The 15,495-nt window shown below is 68.2% G+C and carries 15 protein-coding genes; 11 read left to right on the forward strand and 4 right to left on the reverse strand.

Annotation, left to right across the window (positions count from 1 at the left end; translation table 11 throughout):
* Positions 1-151: 151 nt before the first annotated feature.
* Positions 152-715: an NUDIX hydrolase gene (locus tag ACN27F_RS09785; protein WP_421432684.1), complete on the reverse strand. Its 564-nt coding sequence runs from the start codon at positions 713-715 to the stop codon at positions 152-154.
* Positions 716-796: 81 nt separating this feature from the next.
* On the opposite strand from ACN27F_RS09785, the gene ACN27F_RS09790 reads away from it, so the two are divergent.
* Positions 797-1,453 carry an HAD family hydrolase gene (locus ACN27F_RS09790; RefSeq protein WP_421432686.1) on the forward strand — a complete coding sequence of 219 codons (657 nt, stop codon included), beginning with the start codon at positions 797-799 and terminating at the stop codon, positions 1,451-1,453.
* On the opposite strand, the gene ACN27F_RS09795 is transcribed toward ACN27F_RS09790, so the two are convergent.
* Positions 1,454-2,788: an XRE family transcriptional regulator gene (locus ACN27F_RS09795; protein WP_421432689.1), complete on the reverse strand. Its 1,335-nt coding sequence runs from the start codon at positions 2,786-2,788 to the stop codon at positions 1,454-1,456.
* A gap of 484 nt (positions 2,789-3,272) precedes the next feature.
* Here ACN27F_RS09795 and amcA point away from each other — a divergent pair, with 484 nt between their 5' ends.
* From amcA to ACN27F_RS09845, 10 genes are all read left to right on the forward strand, one after another.
* Complete coding sequence (gene amcA, locus ACN27F_RS09800) at positions 3,273-3,458, forward strand: multiple cyclophane-containing RiPP AmcA (RefSeq protein WP_421432692.1); 186 nt, start codon at positions 3,273-3,275, stop codon at positions 3,456-3,458.
* 921 nt (positions 3,459-4,379) lie between these two features.
* Complete coding sequence (locus ACN27F_RS09805; protein ID WP_421432695.1) at positions 4,380-5,123, forward strand: hypothetical protein; 744 nt, start codon at positions 4,380-4,382, stop codon at positions 5,121-5,123.
* A gap of 83 nt (positions 5,124-5,206) precedes the next feature.
* Entirely contained in the window at positions 5,207-5,968 is a 762-nt protein-coding gene (locus tag ACN27F_RS09810) for a hypothetical protein (protein ID WP_421432698.1), read from the forward strand.
* On the forward strand, positions 5,965-6,666 hold the full coding sequence (locus tag ACN27F_RS09815) for an HAD family hydrolase (protein ID WP_421432701.1): 702 nt from the start codon (positions 5,965-5,967) through the stop codon (positions 6,664-6,666). Before ACN27F_RS09810 ends, ACN27F_RS09815 begins: the two co-directional genes overlap by 4 nt.
* A complete protein-coding gene (locus tag ACN27F_RS09820) occupies positions 6,657-7,553 on the forward strand; it encodes a hypothetical protein (protein WP_421432704.1) in 897 nt (298 codons plus the stop codon). The genes ACN27F_RS09815 and ACN27F_RS09820 overlap by 10 nt, the downstream gene beginning before the upstream one ends.
* The gene (locus ACN27F_RS09825) at positions 7,550-8,356 is read left to right on the forward strand and encodes a sugar phosphate isomerase/epimerase family protein (RefSeq protein ID WP_421432707.1); all 807 of its coding nucleotides are present in this window, start codon (positions 7,550-7,552) and stop codon (positions 8,354-8,356) included. The genes ACN27F_RS09820 and ACN27F_RS09825 overlap by 4 nt, the downstream gene beginning before the upstream one ends.
* Positions 8,357-8,454: 98 nt before the next feature.
* Positions 8,455-9,516 carry a glycosyltransferase gene (locus ACN27F_RS09830; protein WP_421432710.1) on the forward strand — a complete coding sequence of 354 codons (1,062 nt, stop codon included), beginning with the start codon at positions 8,455-8,457 and terminating at the stop codon, positions 9,514-9,516.
* Positions 9,513-10,565 carry a phosphotransferase enzyme family protein gene (locus ACN27F_RS09835; RefSeq protein ID WP_421432713.1) on the forward strand — a complete coding sequence of 351 codons (1,053 nt, stop codon included), beginning with the start codon at positions 9,513-9,515 and terminating at the stop codon, positions 10,563-10,565. The genes ACN27F_RS09830 and ACN27F_RS09835 overlap by 4 nt, the downstream gene beginning before the upstream one ends.
* Positions 10,566-10,593: 28 nt before the next feature.
* Positions 10,594-13,290, forward strand: coding sequence for an NAD(P)-dependent oxidoreductase (locus ACN27F_RS09840; RefSeq protein WP_421432716.1), 2,697 nt, complete (start codon positions 10,594-10,596; stop codon positions 13,288-13,290).
* 46 nt (positions 13,291-13,336) lie between these two features.
* Entirely contained in the window at positions 13,337-13,771 is a 435-nt protein-coding gene (locus tag ACN27F_RS09845) for a hypothetical protein (RefSeq protein ID WP_421432718.1), read from the forward strand.
* A 478-nt stretch (positions 13,772-14,249) separates the two neighbouring features.
* Here ACN27F_RS09845 and ACN27F_RS09850 read toward each other — a convergent pair whose 3' ends face one another.
* Positions 14,250-15,146 (reverse strand): IS3 family transposase, encoded by an 897-nt coding sequence (locus ACN27F_RS09850; protein WP_421432721.1) that lies wholly within the window; start codon positions 15,144-15,146, stop codon positions 14,250-14,252.
* The gene (locus ACN27F_RS09855) at positions 15,143-15,445 is read right to left on the reverse strand and encodes a transposase (protein ID WP_421432723.1); all 303 of its coding nucleotides are present in this window, start codon (positions 15,443-15,445) and stop codon (positions 15,143-15,145) included. Before ACN27F_RS09855 ends, ACN27F_RS09850 begins: the two co-directional genes overlap by 4 nt.
* Between the last annotated feature and the right edge of the window lie 50 nt (positions 15,446-15,495).

Consider the following 15,495-nt stretch of genomic DNA (forward strand, 5'->3'; position numbering starts at 1 on the left):
GTGCCGTCCCAAAAGGCACAAGCCGCTGAAGTCTGAGCTCCGGACGGGCGCGCGCCTACCTCGCCACTCTCGCGGACCGCCTCACGCCGTACGCCGGGCTGCCGACGGTGCAGGAGGTCACCGCGCGCGTACGGCCGCTACTCCAAGCCGCCTAAATTCGCCCTGTCGCTCTGGCCAGCAGCACAGCGAGCAGACCGGCGACAGACCCCGCACCGACGATCTCCCCGGCGTGGATCCGTTGCTCTACCTCGGCCAGCGGGATCCAACCGATTCGCGCGGTCTCGTTGATGTCAGGCACGGTGCCCGTGGGGTCGGCCCCTCGGGACAGGTAGATGACGTTCTGCTGATCGATGGTGCCGACCATGGGCTGGAAGCCCAGCAGCGGCTCCATGGTCCTGGGCCGCCAGCCGGTCTCCTCCTCGACCTCCCGCGCCGCACAGACGACTGGGTCCTCGTCGTGGTCAAGATAGCCGCCCGGCAACTCCCAGACCCACCGGTCGATGATGAACCGGTGCCGCCACATCATCAGCACGCGGTCGGCATCGTCCAAGACGATCACCATCGCGGCGGACGGCACCCTGAGTACGTACTGCTCGAACCGGACGCCGTCGGGTAGCTCGACATCGGCGACGCTCAGCACGGCACGCCTCGTGTCGTCGATGACCCGCTCGTCGTGGATCATCCACTCACTTGCCCGCCGAGCACCGGTACTCATATGCCGCACCCTATCGCCGCATTGCTGGTCCGACTCGCGGTGCACGTTGATCCGGCTGGACGCGCCAGGCACAATCGCCGGGTGATCGCGAGCGTGTTCTTCGATGTGGGCGAGACCATCGTCGACGAGTCCCGTGAGTACGGGACCTGGGCGGACTGGCTCGGCGTGCCGCGCCACACCTTCTCCGCTGCCTTCGGAGCCGTGATCGCACGCGGCCTCGACTACCGGGAGACCTTCCAGGTGTTCCGGCCGGGGTTCGACCTGGCCGAGGAGCGGCAACGCCGGACGGCGGCGGGGCAGCCGGAATCCTTCACCGAGGAGGACCTGTACTCGGATGCCCGACCGTGCCTGGCGGCGCTGCGCGAGTCAGGGCTGCAGGTCGGCCTGGCCGGTAACCAGACGGCGCGGGCGGAGACGATCCTGCGGGCCCTCGACCTGCCGGTGGACATCATCGGCACCTCGGACGGCTGGGGTGTGGAGAAACCGTCTGCCGCGTTCTTCGACCGGGTGGTCGCCGAGGCAGGTTGCCCGGCTGACCAGGTGCTCTATGTCGGGGATCGGTTGGACAACGACATCCGGCCCGCGCAGCAGGCGGGGATCGCGACCGCCCTGATCCGTCGCGGCCCGTGGGGACACATCCTCGACGACCAGACGGTCATCGACCGCTGCCTGTTCCAGCTCGACTCGCTGGCAGAGCTGCCCGACCTCGTCCGCAAGCACAACGAGTCAGCTCGCTGACTATCCCGAAAGCGCGGCCCGGCCGGCGGTGAGAGCGGCGACGCGTTCGTCGAGCAGTGCGCCGTGTCGGCTGTCGCCGAGCGTCGGACGGACGGCTCGGACCCGGTCGAGGCCGGTGCCGTACCAGTCGGTGTGTAGGGCGTCGACGGCCTGGTTGAGGTAGTCGGCGGCGCGATCGCCGTCACCGCCATGCGCGGTGGCCAGGTCTGCGAGGACAACGCTGCGCTGCTTGGCGCTGGTGCCGGTGAGCGTGGCGAGCGCCTGGTTGAGCTGTCCGGCGGCTTCGCTGTGGTCGCCGCTGGCGAGGGCGGCGTACCCGGCGAACGAGTGCAGGCGGCCGTTGTCGTAGAAGTCGAGCCACTCGGGTGGGGTGGAGTCGCTGTCGACCGCGCCGGCGGCGAGGTCGATGTGGCGGCGACTCGCGGCCGCCTCTCCGGCGCGGGCCTCGACCTCCGAGGCGACGCAGTGCAGCCAGGAGCGGATTGTGGGGCTGACGCCGTGCCAGGTGTGTTGCAGGGCAGCGTCGATCAGCGGGCGGGCGTTGGCCGGTTGGTGGCCGAAGGCGGGGATGAACGCCATGTGGCCGAGGACGGTGGCGGCCAGGGCGTGGTCGCCGGCCTCACGGGTGGCGGCGAGGGCGACGTCGTAGCAGCGTTCGGCGACGGCGGGTTGGCTGAGGTCGAAGAAGGCGAGCCGGGCGGTGAGCAGCGCGGATTCCGCGAGGGCGCTGGCGAGAGTGGCCCGGCTGGTACCGGTGGCGGCGGCGCGCAGGAGTCCGACGCCGAGCTGGGTGTGGGCGTAGGCGGCCTCGTAGAGCGGGCGGGCCGGGCTGGTCCAGTACAGCTCACGCTGGCAGCGCACGATCTGCTGGTACGAGTCGGGGTCGACGGTTCTGCCGTCGGCGTGGGCGGCGTCTGGATCGAGGGACAGCAGGGGCGCGACCAGGGGCAGCATGCTGGCGCCGACGAGCGCGCGTAGTACCGATGCGCGGTCCCATCCGTTGCTGTTGTCGTCTCCAATGAGCATCTCCCACAACCTCCTGAACTCGTGCAGTGTTTCCGCGTCCGGGCGCACGGCCAGCTCGTCGGGGGTGAGCAGGCCGAGGTCGCTTGCCGGCTTGCCGAGGATCGCGACCAGATGCTTGCGGTAGCGCGGGTCGGGCCACCGCTCGCCGATCTCCCAGCGTCGGACGGTGTTGGCGTTGAGCCCGGTGTCGGTCTCGCCAGCGCGACTCATCTCGGCGCGGATGTGTTCGGTGATCTCCTCGTAGGACCAGCCGCGTTGGAGCCTTTCCCACGCGAGCCGCCGGTTCGGGGGGTAGCGCCGTCCCGCCATCACGTACCTCCGGGCTTCACCTGTCGACATGGATCACGCTAGCCACCGCGGCTACGGGTCGTCACTACCTGGTCGCGATTGGACGGGTAGCGGACGGTACCGGTCACCGCCTGTAGACGGTTCGCTGATGCCGAGCATCGAATGACGCCGCTCCCTGGCGCCCCCGATTCTCACCGACCCGATCCGTCAACGGCATGAGGTTCATGGTAGACACATCGATCAGATTCGAGAACGCGTCACCTCGGCAGGACCGGACTGCCGCCACGGCGGTCGGATTCGGTTCCGTGAGGTTGATTCCTCACCCGCGTACCGCCACTGGGGCTGCGCGGGTGGGTGACCGGCGGGGTGCTCCCAGCCGCCGCCTCGCGGTGGCGGACCCGCCGGTATCGCGGCGGGTCCGCCACTCCGGCGACCAACGCCGACGACCCGGCGGCGGGCTTGCCCGACTCAGGCGCGGCGTGCACAGGTCGGAGGCGGGACTGCGATGACGATCTACCTCTCCCGTAACGCCGCGAGGACGGCAGTTGTCGCCGGCACCGTCAGGTCGGGCGACGGCGGCTCGCCGATCGCGGGAGATGGCCCCGCCGCGCCGAGCACCGATCCTCCGCTGTTCACCCACGTCTGGCAGCGGCTGTTCGAACAGAGCGTGCGGAAGGAGCGACGCCGATAATGTCCCGCGTTCTGGTCACCGGAGCAGCCGGCTTCATCAGCTCGCACCTGGTTGACGCGCCGCCGGTCAGCGAAGTCAGGGGCGTCCGCCTGCATCAGCGGAGGCTCGGTGAACTGTGATGCATCGACCGATCTCGACCCTGCGCGGCACTCTGACTCACTCCACGGCCGTGGAGCTGTACCAGCGCCACCACGCCACCACAGCCAGAACGTGCTCGAGCTGTGGCAGAACTGCGCCATGCCCGGTACGGGCATCCGCCGCGTCTGTCATCGTGGCAGCCGGGGACGACCCTGATCGGTATCCCGGCTCGCCACCGCCTTCTTCTGGCCGCGAGCCGGACGCGGGACAGCTGCCGCCGGATCGCACGGGTTGGGCAGTCGCTGGGCGCAGCCGGGCGCTCAATCCCGAGGATCTGCTCTATGACCGCGATCATCGAGGTCGTTGAGATTTGGGCATACATGGCGCAATTGTCCAGTAAGGAGGATTGTGGTGACGCTGATGTCCAGTGCGGCTGGGCTGCCCAAGCGGTCATCGGGAGCACCAAGGGACCTGGTTCTTGCAGGGCATTGCCTACGGTTCACCGCCGACGCGCAGGGCCTGACGGATGACGCACTGGCGGTGTTGGCCCCGCCATGTTCAATGGCGGAGCCGTCGGCTACGAAACCTGGTTGGTCGGTCCACATCGCGCTTGCCTCGGTCAGCGCTGGTCGCCGCCGTGGCCATCCGGTCCTTTCATGGGCTGACATCGGCCGGCGGCTGGAGCTCGTCGATGTAGCGGGCGGCCGTCTTGTCCTCGCCGGTCAGTATCGGCGGGGCTCCGCTGAGACTCTCATTGAGGTAGACGCCCAGTCCCAACGAACACGGTTGCTGCTGCCCTCCGGGGACGAACCGAGCCGGCGGTGGCCGGACTGGGTTGGCCGGATGTTCTTCGGAACGCGCTTACTCGCGGATGGTTGGTACCTGATGCACGCTGCGGCCGTAAGCGTCGACACGGACGTCGGTCCTCAGGCGGTGGTCTTTCTTGCCGGCTCACATGGCGGCAAGTCGACGCTGGCGCACCGGGCGTCTGTCGAGTTGTCCGCCAAGTTCATGTCCGACGACCTTGTACTCCTCCGCCCCAGTTCCGGCGGCGTGATCGCGGTCGGCTGGCCAACCCGAGTCAGTATCCCGTTGGAACTTCTGAACACCATGACACACGAAAGGCCCACCACTGCGACTGCGCTCAACACCTTCGGGAGTAGCTCTCGACGGCACCGGTTGGTGCTCAGCCCACCCGAGTACGCTTCCATGTTTGACATCCAGCGGACCGGACCCACGATGGTGGGGGCGGTCGTCGTGGTCAGTCCAACCAGTGCCACCTCCCCGGGGCGGCACGGGCTGGTCGATGGGAATATCGGCGTAGACCGGCTCGGGTCAGCGCTGACGGTCGCGGCTCAGATTCCCGCTCAACGGTTGATGATGCTCGACCTTCTCGGTGTCGCTGGGCCGCCAGCGCAGCTGCTCCGGTCAACGGAGATCGGGCAGGCCGACTTGCTCGCTGCGCTCCGCAGCGCCGAGGTTGCGGTAGTCGAACTACGCGTACCGGACATGGCGCGGTTGCCGTCGCTGCCAGTATGGGATGCTCTCGCCGCCCACCTCCCCTGGATCATGGGGAGCGCGTCGTGACCATCCGTTGGGCTGTTCACAGCGGTAGCAACCGGTTGGTGGTAGCAGGACCACCCCACCTGGGCCGGTGGTGGCACACGCTCTTGGCGCAGATCCCCACTGCGCGCAGCGAACCAATCGAAGTGGATAGCGAGAACACGTCGCTCACCCTTGCTGACGCGACCACCCAGGCCGATGCCCGGCGCACCATCAACGCCAGATTCCATGCCGAGCACCTCTACGACGACACGCTGAGCGTGCACGGTGTCGCCGTGGCGAAGGCGGGCCACGCGATGCTGCTGATCGGCGACTACGGCGCCGGAAAGAGTCTCACTGGGCTGGCCATGATCACGTCGATGGGCTGGTCTCCCCTCGCGGGGGACACCTGCCTCGTGAGGCTGAATGGCCAGGGCAGCTTCGACGTGGTCGGCGGCACCCGCGCCTATGTGTTGCGACGATCTGCGATTGAGCGGTGGTTCCCCACCTTTGTTCTCGGCCAGCCGGATGACGAGCGGGTAGATCTCGCCGCGAGCCTTCCCAGTGACGCCAGCAATGCGGTCGCGGATCTTGCGGGCATCGTGATGGTGGCGGTGGATGGCAACAGCTTCGGGTCACCACCGGCTCCTTGTGGGGAACAGGTGGCCGCGAACGCGCTGTACCGGGCGAGCGGGCACCTGCTGAGCAAGATTCTGGACGACGCGGCGGCGGACCCGTTGTCGCTTCTGGAGGGCCCCGAGTTAGCCCGCCGTCGACTGCGGCTGGTGCGTCGGCTGGCATCCACCATTCGTTGTTGGTGGGTGCGGGGCAGCCCAGGCGACATCGCGTCGGTGGTTGATGCCATGCAGCGTGAGGAGGATCGGCGGTGAATACGTTAGCTGTGGCAGCGGTGGCGCTAGATTTCGGCGGCACGCTCGCAACTCCAGGGGCGTCACCGTGCGGCCGCGACGTCGTGGCCGTGTTGGAGTCGCGGTCTGGCTGGCCGAGTCCCGCTGGGCTTGACGTCGCGGTCGACGAAGTGCGTGCCGAGGCGAAGGCGGCATACCGGCAAGGTGTCCAGACACCGTGGGAGACGATTCTCGCGGATGCCTGGCAGCGCGTGAGCGCTCAGCCGCCAGACCTGGACGCGGTGGTTGACGCGCTGTGGGAGTCGGTGCCCGACGCTGTCGTCGATCCGCGTGCCGCCGCTGCGGTCCGGACGCTTCGCCGCAGCCAGCGGGAGCTGGTCCTGGCTTGCAACACTCAGCGCCCGATCGCCCACCGGCGACGGACGCTTGCGGTCGCCGGCTTGGTGGAGCATTTCGATGCCCTTGTGCTGTCCAGCGACATCGGGTTCACCAAGCCCGATCCCCGCTTCTACGCTGCGGTGGTCGACGCTGCCGGAGGTGTACCGGGGGCAGTGCTGTTCGTCGGCGACACTCTCGACAAGGACGTCGTCGGCCCGCGTGCCGCCGGGATGCGGGCTGCCCTGGTGTGCGCCGGGGAACCGCCGCCTGGCCTGCCCGAGGACGTCCCGGTCATCGCGCACGTGGCCGAGCTGCCAAACCTGCTGGAGCGATGGCCATGATCGATCCGAAAGGTATAGGTGCTCGGATCATCTTCCGGCGGGGTACCGCCACTGTCGTGCCGCGCGTGCCCGCGAGGCAGGGTTGGCTCGCGGCTCGGTACAGCGTGGTCAGCCCTGGGACTGAGCTGCGGCATCTTCTCGCCACAGCTGATGAAGACGATCATGCTGCCGGGTACATGACAGTCACCGATTCGCTGGATGGTGGGCAGCTACTGACACCCGTGCCTCACGGTGCTGACGCCCAGCCTGACGACCACCGCGCGCTGCCGATCCCGCCGGGGACCAGACCCGAGCACGTCGCAGTTGCCCGGTTCCAGCTGATAGCGGCTCTTGGCCTGCGCCGCTGGATGTCGGACAACCGCGTCTCGGAGCCGGTTGTAGTCATCGGCGGCGGACCGGTCGCCCTCGGCTGTGTGCTGGAACTCAAGCGCCGAGGTGTGGCGCAGGTGGTGGCAGTTACCCGGCATCCGCGACCGGCTGCGGCGGTCATACCGGACGTGACCATGCTGACCGAGCCGCCCGGGGTAGCGACGCAGACTTTTGTCATCGACTGCACCGGGCGTCCGACGCGAGCGCTGGCCATGGTCACCCCGGGCGGGCTCCTTGGCTTGCTGGGCACGCCGGGAGACGCGGCGGACCTGTCTTCCGCTGCCGTGCACCGGCAAGGCGTCGCTGTGGTGGGCATGCATGAACTTGCCGGTCACTCGGACCAGGCGAGGCGGTCGGCATTCGAGACCGTGCTGGGTTGGGTGGGCGACACGGTCGACATCGACGCAGTGCCGCGCTGGTTCGCCCGGTTTCCGGGCGAGCGGGCCGGTCCGTTCTACGCCGCTCTGGCCGGCAATCGGCGCGGTACTGCACCATTCGTGATCCTGGAGTGGTCGTGACCAGTTCGACGCCGACGGCCGTCGGCCTCTACAGCATCGGAATCCGTGGCGTCGATCCGGAAGCCCTACTCGCGCTCGCGGTGGAGCACGGGGTTCCGTTCTTGCACCTGCGCGGCGGCCCGCGCGGATTCGATCTGGCCAGGCGTGACACCCCCACGCTCGATCGGTGGGCCCGCTGCTCCCAGGTCAGCGTGCCGATCACCGTTGTCACCGCAGATCTCGATCTGATCGATTTCGCTCGGCCGGGCACTCCTACGTACTGGCGGGCCAGCGCCGAACTCAACCGGCTGGGCCACGCCGCGTCCGTACTGCGAGCGCACGCGGTTCGACTGCTCGCCAGGCATCACCTCGACCAGCGGCAGTGGGCCGACCTGGCGGTGCCAGACCTCGCCGCCCGCCACGGGCTGACGACGCTCATCGAGCTACATGAGCCGGCATGGTTCACAGATCATTCAGTCGATGCGCTGGTTACGCACCTCGAACGAGCCCCATGGCTCGCGTTGCTGATGGACACGGCTCAGATCCAACAGGCGTGGCGGCGTTCCGAGGATCCCGACAATCTCGCCGCTCAGGTGTCCGTCCTCGCACCGCGCACCCGCGTCATTCACATCAGCGACGGTGACGATCATGTGCCCGGTGCCGGCTACGAAATCGTGGCAAAGACGTTCGGGCACCTGGAGAACGACAGCCCGGTCGAGATCGCCTTCGAATGGACCGGCGCCGACCGCAGCCCGCAGGTCTGCCTGGACCGCTACCGCCGCGCCGTTGCCTGGTGGCACTCCCGCTCGGAGGCAAACCTATGACGTCCGCACCGACCGCGATGCCTCGCCGATGGGTCATTGCCACGGACTACCCACGCTGGCCGAGCCCGTACTTTGCTCACCTCCACCGTTACGCCCCGATGACGCTTCCGTTGGCCTTCCGTCCGGACCTCGCCAGCGTCAACGCGATGCAGCCGCCCGGCGTACTCAACCTGCACCGGCTCAAACGGCTCTACCACGACGCGTCTGAGGGGGCACGTACACCACAGGCTGCCGAAAGGTTGTTGGCGACCCTGGCCGGTCTGCGGCAGGCCGGCTGGCGCGTGGTCTGGACGGTCCACAACCTGAAACCGATCGACGGCGACGCGGCGACCGACACCGATGACACCGTGACCCGGGGTGTCCTCGACCTCGCCGACGTCGTCCTGTGCCACACGCACGCAGATGCCACCGCGCTGCGAGCCCGCACGGGCGCGGACGTGCGGGTGGTCGGCTGGGCCGGGCTGGACGACCCCGAGCGAGCGCCGAGCGGCGCGGTCTCCGAGCTGGTGAAGCACATGCGTGACCAGTCCCTGACGTTCCTGCTACTGGGCCACATCACCCGGTACAAGGACGTACCCGCCACCGCTGCGGCCTTCCTCGCTCACGCCACCCGCGCGAGCCTGGTAATCGCCGGCGCCAGCCGCGACCCAGCGATCTCGGCCGACATCAATCGCGTCGTCGCCGACGCCGAAGGCCGAGCCATCTGGTATCCACACCGCGTGCCACCTGAGCAGGCCGGCCACCTCTACGCTGCCGCAGACGCCGCTGTCTGCCCGTACCGCAGCGATGACGGCTACGACTTCTTCTCGGAGGTTCTGCACCCCAGCTCGGTCACCACCGCCATCTGCTATCACCTGCCGGTAATCGCCCCCGATCTACCCGCCGTCGAGGAAATCACCCGAGACCGTCCCCGATGGCTGACACCCGCCGAAGGCGACCTCGGACCCGCGATGGCCGCAGCGGAAGCCGCTCTGATGACACCACGACGTGCCGTCGAGCGGAAGGCCCCCAGGCCGCCGAGCAGCTCAGCCGGCCGGTGGAAACGCACCGGCCAGATCTACGAAGCGCTCGCCAAAGAACTGCTACCGGACCAACCCTCCGCACCAGCCGCGTCCGGTTGCCCACCACACGAAGTCGCGACGGGAGAGTCCCTCCGATGACCGAACTCACCAGCGAACCCGCACGCACGATCGCCGACCTTCTCCTGCGCCGCTACGGACTCGCACCGGCCCGTCTGGTCCAGCTACCCATCGGGCAGGGAACGACCAACTACCGGGCGACGTGCGTAGGCCGAGACGTCTTCGTCAAGAACTATCCACCCGGCACGGACCTGGCCGGCGAAGCCGCCGCTATCGAGCTGTCGGCACTCGCCGAGCGCCACGGCACGCCGGTCGCCGGGCTGCTCCGTAACCATGCCGGAGACCCGATCGACACCAGTTCCCTGTATGCGGTATCCGTGTGGGAGTGGATGCCCGGGGCCGTCGTCACCACTGACCTGACAGCGGGTCAGGCGCTCGCCGCTGGCACGACCCTTGGTCGTATCCACGCCGCCTTCGCCACCCTGCCCGCCAGCGCGGGACCATCGCCGCAAGCACAGAACTGGCTCGCCGTCGACCTCGTCGGTCTGGCAGCAACCGTCGACCGTCTCATCGACATCGCCGAGGCTCGCATCGCGGCCGGTCCTGCCGACCCCTTCGATACCCAAGCCGCCCGCACGCTCGCCGAGCGACGAGATTCCATCGCCGAAATTCCCCGGCTCATGAAGGACCTGCCCAAGCTCACCACCCAGATCCTGCACGGCGACTACAGCCCAGTGAACCTGATCTTCGATGGCGACCGGCTTTCCGCCGTGATCGATTTCCGGCCGCCGGACCCGTTCTTCGTCTCCTACGAGGTGGGCCGGGTGGCGTTCTACCCCAACACGGTCGCCACGACGGCAGATTGGCTCACCATCGCGCGAACGCTGATCGAAGGCTACGTGCGGACCAACCCCACGGTGACCGACGACGACATCCGGTCCTGTGCCCGGGTCGCGCTGCTGCAACTGCTCACCAGCCTGTACGGAGTCAAGCAGCACTACCTCAAGCCTGGCCTGTTCCAGGACGCCCTCGACGAATTCTGGCTCCTACGCCACCGCGCAGCGATCGTCCTGCTCGACCACCAGGCCGACACCGACGATCTCCTCCACGGCATCATCGCGGACCGCTGACACCAACCACCTCCTCACAGTGAGGAACATGATGACCACCCAGAACCCCCCACTCGACCGGAACTGGCACGTCCTACATGGCCCGGTGACCCCGGAGGAGTTGCGCGCAGCGCTGGGACAGATCGCCTCCGTGCACGGGCTCCTCGTCACCCACCCACAGCCCGACACAGCAGTCCTCCTGCGGGAGGACCAATCAGTGAATGTCACCGTCCGCTGGCGCGACCATCTCCCACAGGCCCCGGACAGCCAGGCCCACAACCTGGAGTCTGAAACGCACCTTGAAGTCCTGCTCGACTCCAGCGCCGACGACGCAACGAGAACCGCACTGGTCAACGATCTGACGCTGCGGCTGCGCCGCCACAGCGACAGCGAACTGGGTCGCCTCCGCACCCACTTGCCGCTCATCGACCAGTACGCCACCGCCGACCTCGGCCTCGACGGCTGGGCCCTGATCTTCCGCGACCACTATGTCGAAAACACGCTCGGATTTCTGCTCGGCATCCACCGCGCCGGAATCCCAGCACACCGGATCTATGCCCTAGCTAAAGGCGACCGCACTCTCCGCCGCGACCGAGTTCACGCCACGCTGCTTGCCCACGGCATCGCCAGCGGTGTCCTCGACAACACCGCAATCAACGCGCCCGCCAGCCACGAAATCGAGCTGGCAGCCGCGCGGGCCACCGTCGACGCCTTCATCGACGAGGCCCACGCCGCAGGATGTCGGGTGCTCGTCATCGACGACGGCGGGCTCATCGCACAGGGGTACGGCGGCAGAGATGCGCCCCGTCGCGTCGACGCCGCCATCGAGCTGACGGTGTCCGGAATCAAACGCATCGACGCCGCCGGGCCACTGGCGATCCCGGTGCTCAACCTCGCCCACTCCGAGCTCAAGACGCGCCTCGGATACCATGAGATCGCCGAATCCTGCGCCCGCCGCCTACGGGCTCTTCTGGCCGCCCACAAGCTCAGCGGACGTCGGGTGCTCGTCGTCGGCTTCGGTGAGCTTGGTTCGCGCCTCGCGGGCAACCTGCGCGCTCAGGGCGCCCAGGTCCACATCGTCGACACCGATCCGCTCACCCTCATCACCGCCGCCGAAGCCGGCTACACCACCCACCGCCGTGTCAGCGACGCGCTGATAGCCGCATCCCCATTCCTCGTCGTCGGTACCGCCGGAAACGACGCCATCACCGCCACCGACCTGACCCTCATGCCGGACGACGTGTTTCTCGCACCGTTTGCCACCAAGGATTTCAGCCTGCTCGCCACCCCCCGATACGCGGGACAGGCGACCAATGTCCCCGGCCTCGGTCGCAGATACCGCCTCGACAACGGACGCCACGCCACCGTGCTCGGCGACGGTCGCTCACTCAACCTGTACGAAGCCGACGCCATCCCCAACCAGGGCTACGACGCCTACCGGGCCGGCACCTTGATCGCCGCCGGGTGGATGTGCCGAAATGCAGACCAGCTGACGCCCGGCGTGCACGTCGAGGTCGTCAACGACGCCGTACGAGCCGCTGGGCTCTACGAGGCCTACTACGACACGTATCTCACGACGCCGCCAGCCGACACTCCGGCCGCGACCGCGCTCTCCGGCGCCGCACCCAACGTCGGCGGGCTGCGGGCCTGCATCGTCGGCTACGGCGTCGCCGGGCGCCTGCACGCGGAGATCCTCGCCGATGCGGGTGCATCGCTGACCATCCTCGACCCCAAGCACCAGCACCTCCCCAAAGACTTCCGCAAATTCACCACCGGCGTCGATGATCTGCCCGATGCCGTCGTATCGGCCGTGGCCCTGTGGTCGGTGTGCTGCCCTACCGCCGATCACCTTCCGGTCCTCCGATCGATCCTGGCCCGCGATCCGCAGGCACGGGTACTGCTGGAGAAGCCCGCCTGCCAGGGCCACGAGATCGCCGAACTGACCGCGCTGCTGGCCAGCCACCGCAATGCCCGGCTGGTCCTCGTCGACCAGTACCGGCACAGCCGGGCCCTCGACGCGCTATGGAAAACCGTCGGCGAGATCGAGCCCGACGCGACGATCCACCACATCGGCGTCACGTTCAGCAAGGACCGCACCGTCGACATCTCACGCGGACGCTTCGTCGACCGTTCCTACGGAGTGCTCGGCTACGAGTGGCTGCACATGCTCACCGCGCTACGGCAGTTCCTGCCCGCCGAGGTCTGGACAACGTACCTCGCAGATGACCCACAACGCTCCGAGCTGACCGCCACCTACGACCCACGCATGTTCGTCTCCGCGCTCACCGAACGAACGACCATCGCTGTCAACGACCACCACGTCACCCTCGAACTCGCCTCGACCATCACCGGCTCAACTGTCATCCTCGGCAGCACCCCTCGAACAGGCTCCGTCGGTCGCAGCCAGTGGAGCCGAGGCCGCCGGCCGTCAGACGACAGGCACCGCCACATCACGGTGCACGCCGGGCAAACCAGATTCGTGGCGCACCTCGACCCCGTCACAGCCCCAGACGGCTGGCAGCTCGATCGCAACCAGCACCGCATCACCGCACACCGAGGCGATCGCCTCCTGCACGACGACGTCATCGAAGATTCGCCCCTGCACACCGCAGTCCGCGACGCGGTGTCCCAGCTTCTCAGCGACAGCCCTATTCCGCCGCCAGACTTGTCACCGCTACGGCGAATCGCCGCTCTCGCTCAGCTCCTCCGCGCCCAGCAGCCCGACCTCGCGCTGACCGCGAGCTAGCCTGGGTGGGTTCACCGTCCACGACGCCTCGATCCAGGCCGGATCGATGATCCGGCTGTTCAACTGGTTAACGGATCGCGCCGCCTCGACCGCAGAGGCGCGCTTTGCCAAGCGTGCGATAGTCGTCGGCGTGGCGTTCCCGCTCGATGCGCTGTCCGACGCGGTGCTGGCGCGGACCGAAACCTGGTCGAGTCTGACCGTGTCGTGGCACACACGGCCGATCGAGCCGAACCACGGCAAGCCGATCGTAATCAGCGAACTCGAGTCCGCCTCGTGGATCGCCGAGATCGCAATCTGGAGCACCGGGGAAGCCGAACTGGCGACGGTCCGCCTGGCTGACGACAGGATCGTCAACAAGCACTACGACCTGCACAGCGTCGGCGATCTCGAACGGCTACTCGACGAACTCGTCGCTCTACTCACCGAAGACCGCATCCCCGAGGCCGCGATCGTCGCCCACCAGCCGACGACACCAAGATGAGACCACCCCGAGGGCTGCGCCGGTGGCGTCCACCAAGGCGGCCCTGGTCCCTTCGGACGGCGACCGGTCCAACGGCTCCCGAGCACCCGGCGAGCACCCGGCCGGCCGTGCGGCGTACGACCAAGGCCCCGACCGGGCGGAAACCGCCGGTCGGGGCCTTGGTGTCTGGTACGCCGCGTAGGACTCGAACCTACAACCCGCGGATTAAGAGCCAGCGTCGATCGACGCTTCCCGTCCGTCCGGGTCCCACCGGTCCACGTCGCTCCGGATTTCATCCGGTTCCAGCGGACGAACGTGCCGCACGATCCAGCCGACGTCGGTCCGGTGCACGGCCTCCGAGCACCCGACGAGCACCATGACCGGCGCCCAAGGATTGTTAAGCTACCCGGCTGACCCAAGCGTCACCCGGTCAAGCCGTCTGCTCGTGGTACCGGGGGTGGGGTTGACCCGGTTTGACGGACAGGGTCGGTAAGTTATCTCACGCTACCTTGCTGTCCGGCCTGCGGGAACAGGCCGTCGCCTCATACTCGGCCGGGCTCATGTAGTCCAGGGTGGAATGGCGGCGGCGGGTGTTGTACCACCCCTCGATCCACTCGAAGATCGCCGCACGGGCGGCGGCCCGGGTCGGCCACGCCCTCCGGTCGAGCAGTTCGGTCTTGATCGTGGCGAAGAACGACTCCGCGACGGCGTTGTCCCAGCACTGACCCCGCCCACCGACCGACAACCGCACCCCGTTGCGGTCGGCCAGCCGGGCGTACCGCGCACTCGTGTACTGACAACCCCTGTCGCTGTGGAAGATCACCGGCCCCCTCGGGCGTCGGACGGCGATCGCGGTGGACAACGCCTGAGCGGGCAGATCGGTCCGCAGGTGGTCGGCGGTCGCCCAGCCCACCACCCGACGTGACGCGATGTCGATGACGGTGGCGAGGTACAGCCAGCCCTCCCACGTGTGGATGTAGGTGATGTCGCCGCACCAGCGGGTGTCGACCCGGCCGGCGGCGACGTCGAAGTCCCGGCGGATCAGGTCCGCCGACAACGCCGCCCCCGGGTCGGGCACGGTCGTGGTGCGCCACCGCTTCGGCGTGCGGCCGCACAGCCCGGCGCCCCGCATCAGCCGCGCGACGCGTTTACGGGAGTGCCGCCGCCCCTGGGCGGCGAGTTCGGCGCGGACCCGGGGCGCGCCGTAGGTGCCGGCCGAGTCGGCGTGGATCTCCGCGATACGGGCGGCAAGGTCTGCGTCGTCGCGTTCCCGCCGCGACGGCCCGGTGCGGTGCTGGTAGTAGGCGGACCGGGAGACCTCCAGCAGCTCACAGGAACGCTTCACGTTCCCGTCGGGCCGCGCCTTCTCCGCCTCGATGAACGGGTACACGTTCACCGGGTCTCCGTCGCGAAGAAAGCCGTGGCGCGTTTGAGGATGTCGACGTCCTCGCGAAGCCGGCGGTTCTCCCGCCGCAGCCGCGCCAACTCGTCGCGCTCGTCGCTGGTCAACCCGTCCGACCGGGTGCCGGCGTCGACGTCGGCCTGCCTGACCCACTCACGGACCGCGGTCTCGGTCAGGTCGAAGTCCCTCGCGACCTGCACGATCGTCCGGTCACCCCGCCGGCACACCTCGACGATCTCCGCCTTGAACTCCGGCGTGAACGCTCTGCGCGGCCGGCGTGGTTTCTTGCCCATGCCTTCCATGATGAACATCCTCCCGAGGAGCACACAGCCCCTCTGAGCTG

Origin of the sequence: Solwaraspora sp. WMMB335, assembly GCF_049179075.1 — a bacterium.
In the GTDB taxonomy this organism is placed as follows: Bacteria; Actinomycetota; Actinomycetes; order Mycobacteriales; family Micromonosporaceae; genus Micromonospora_E.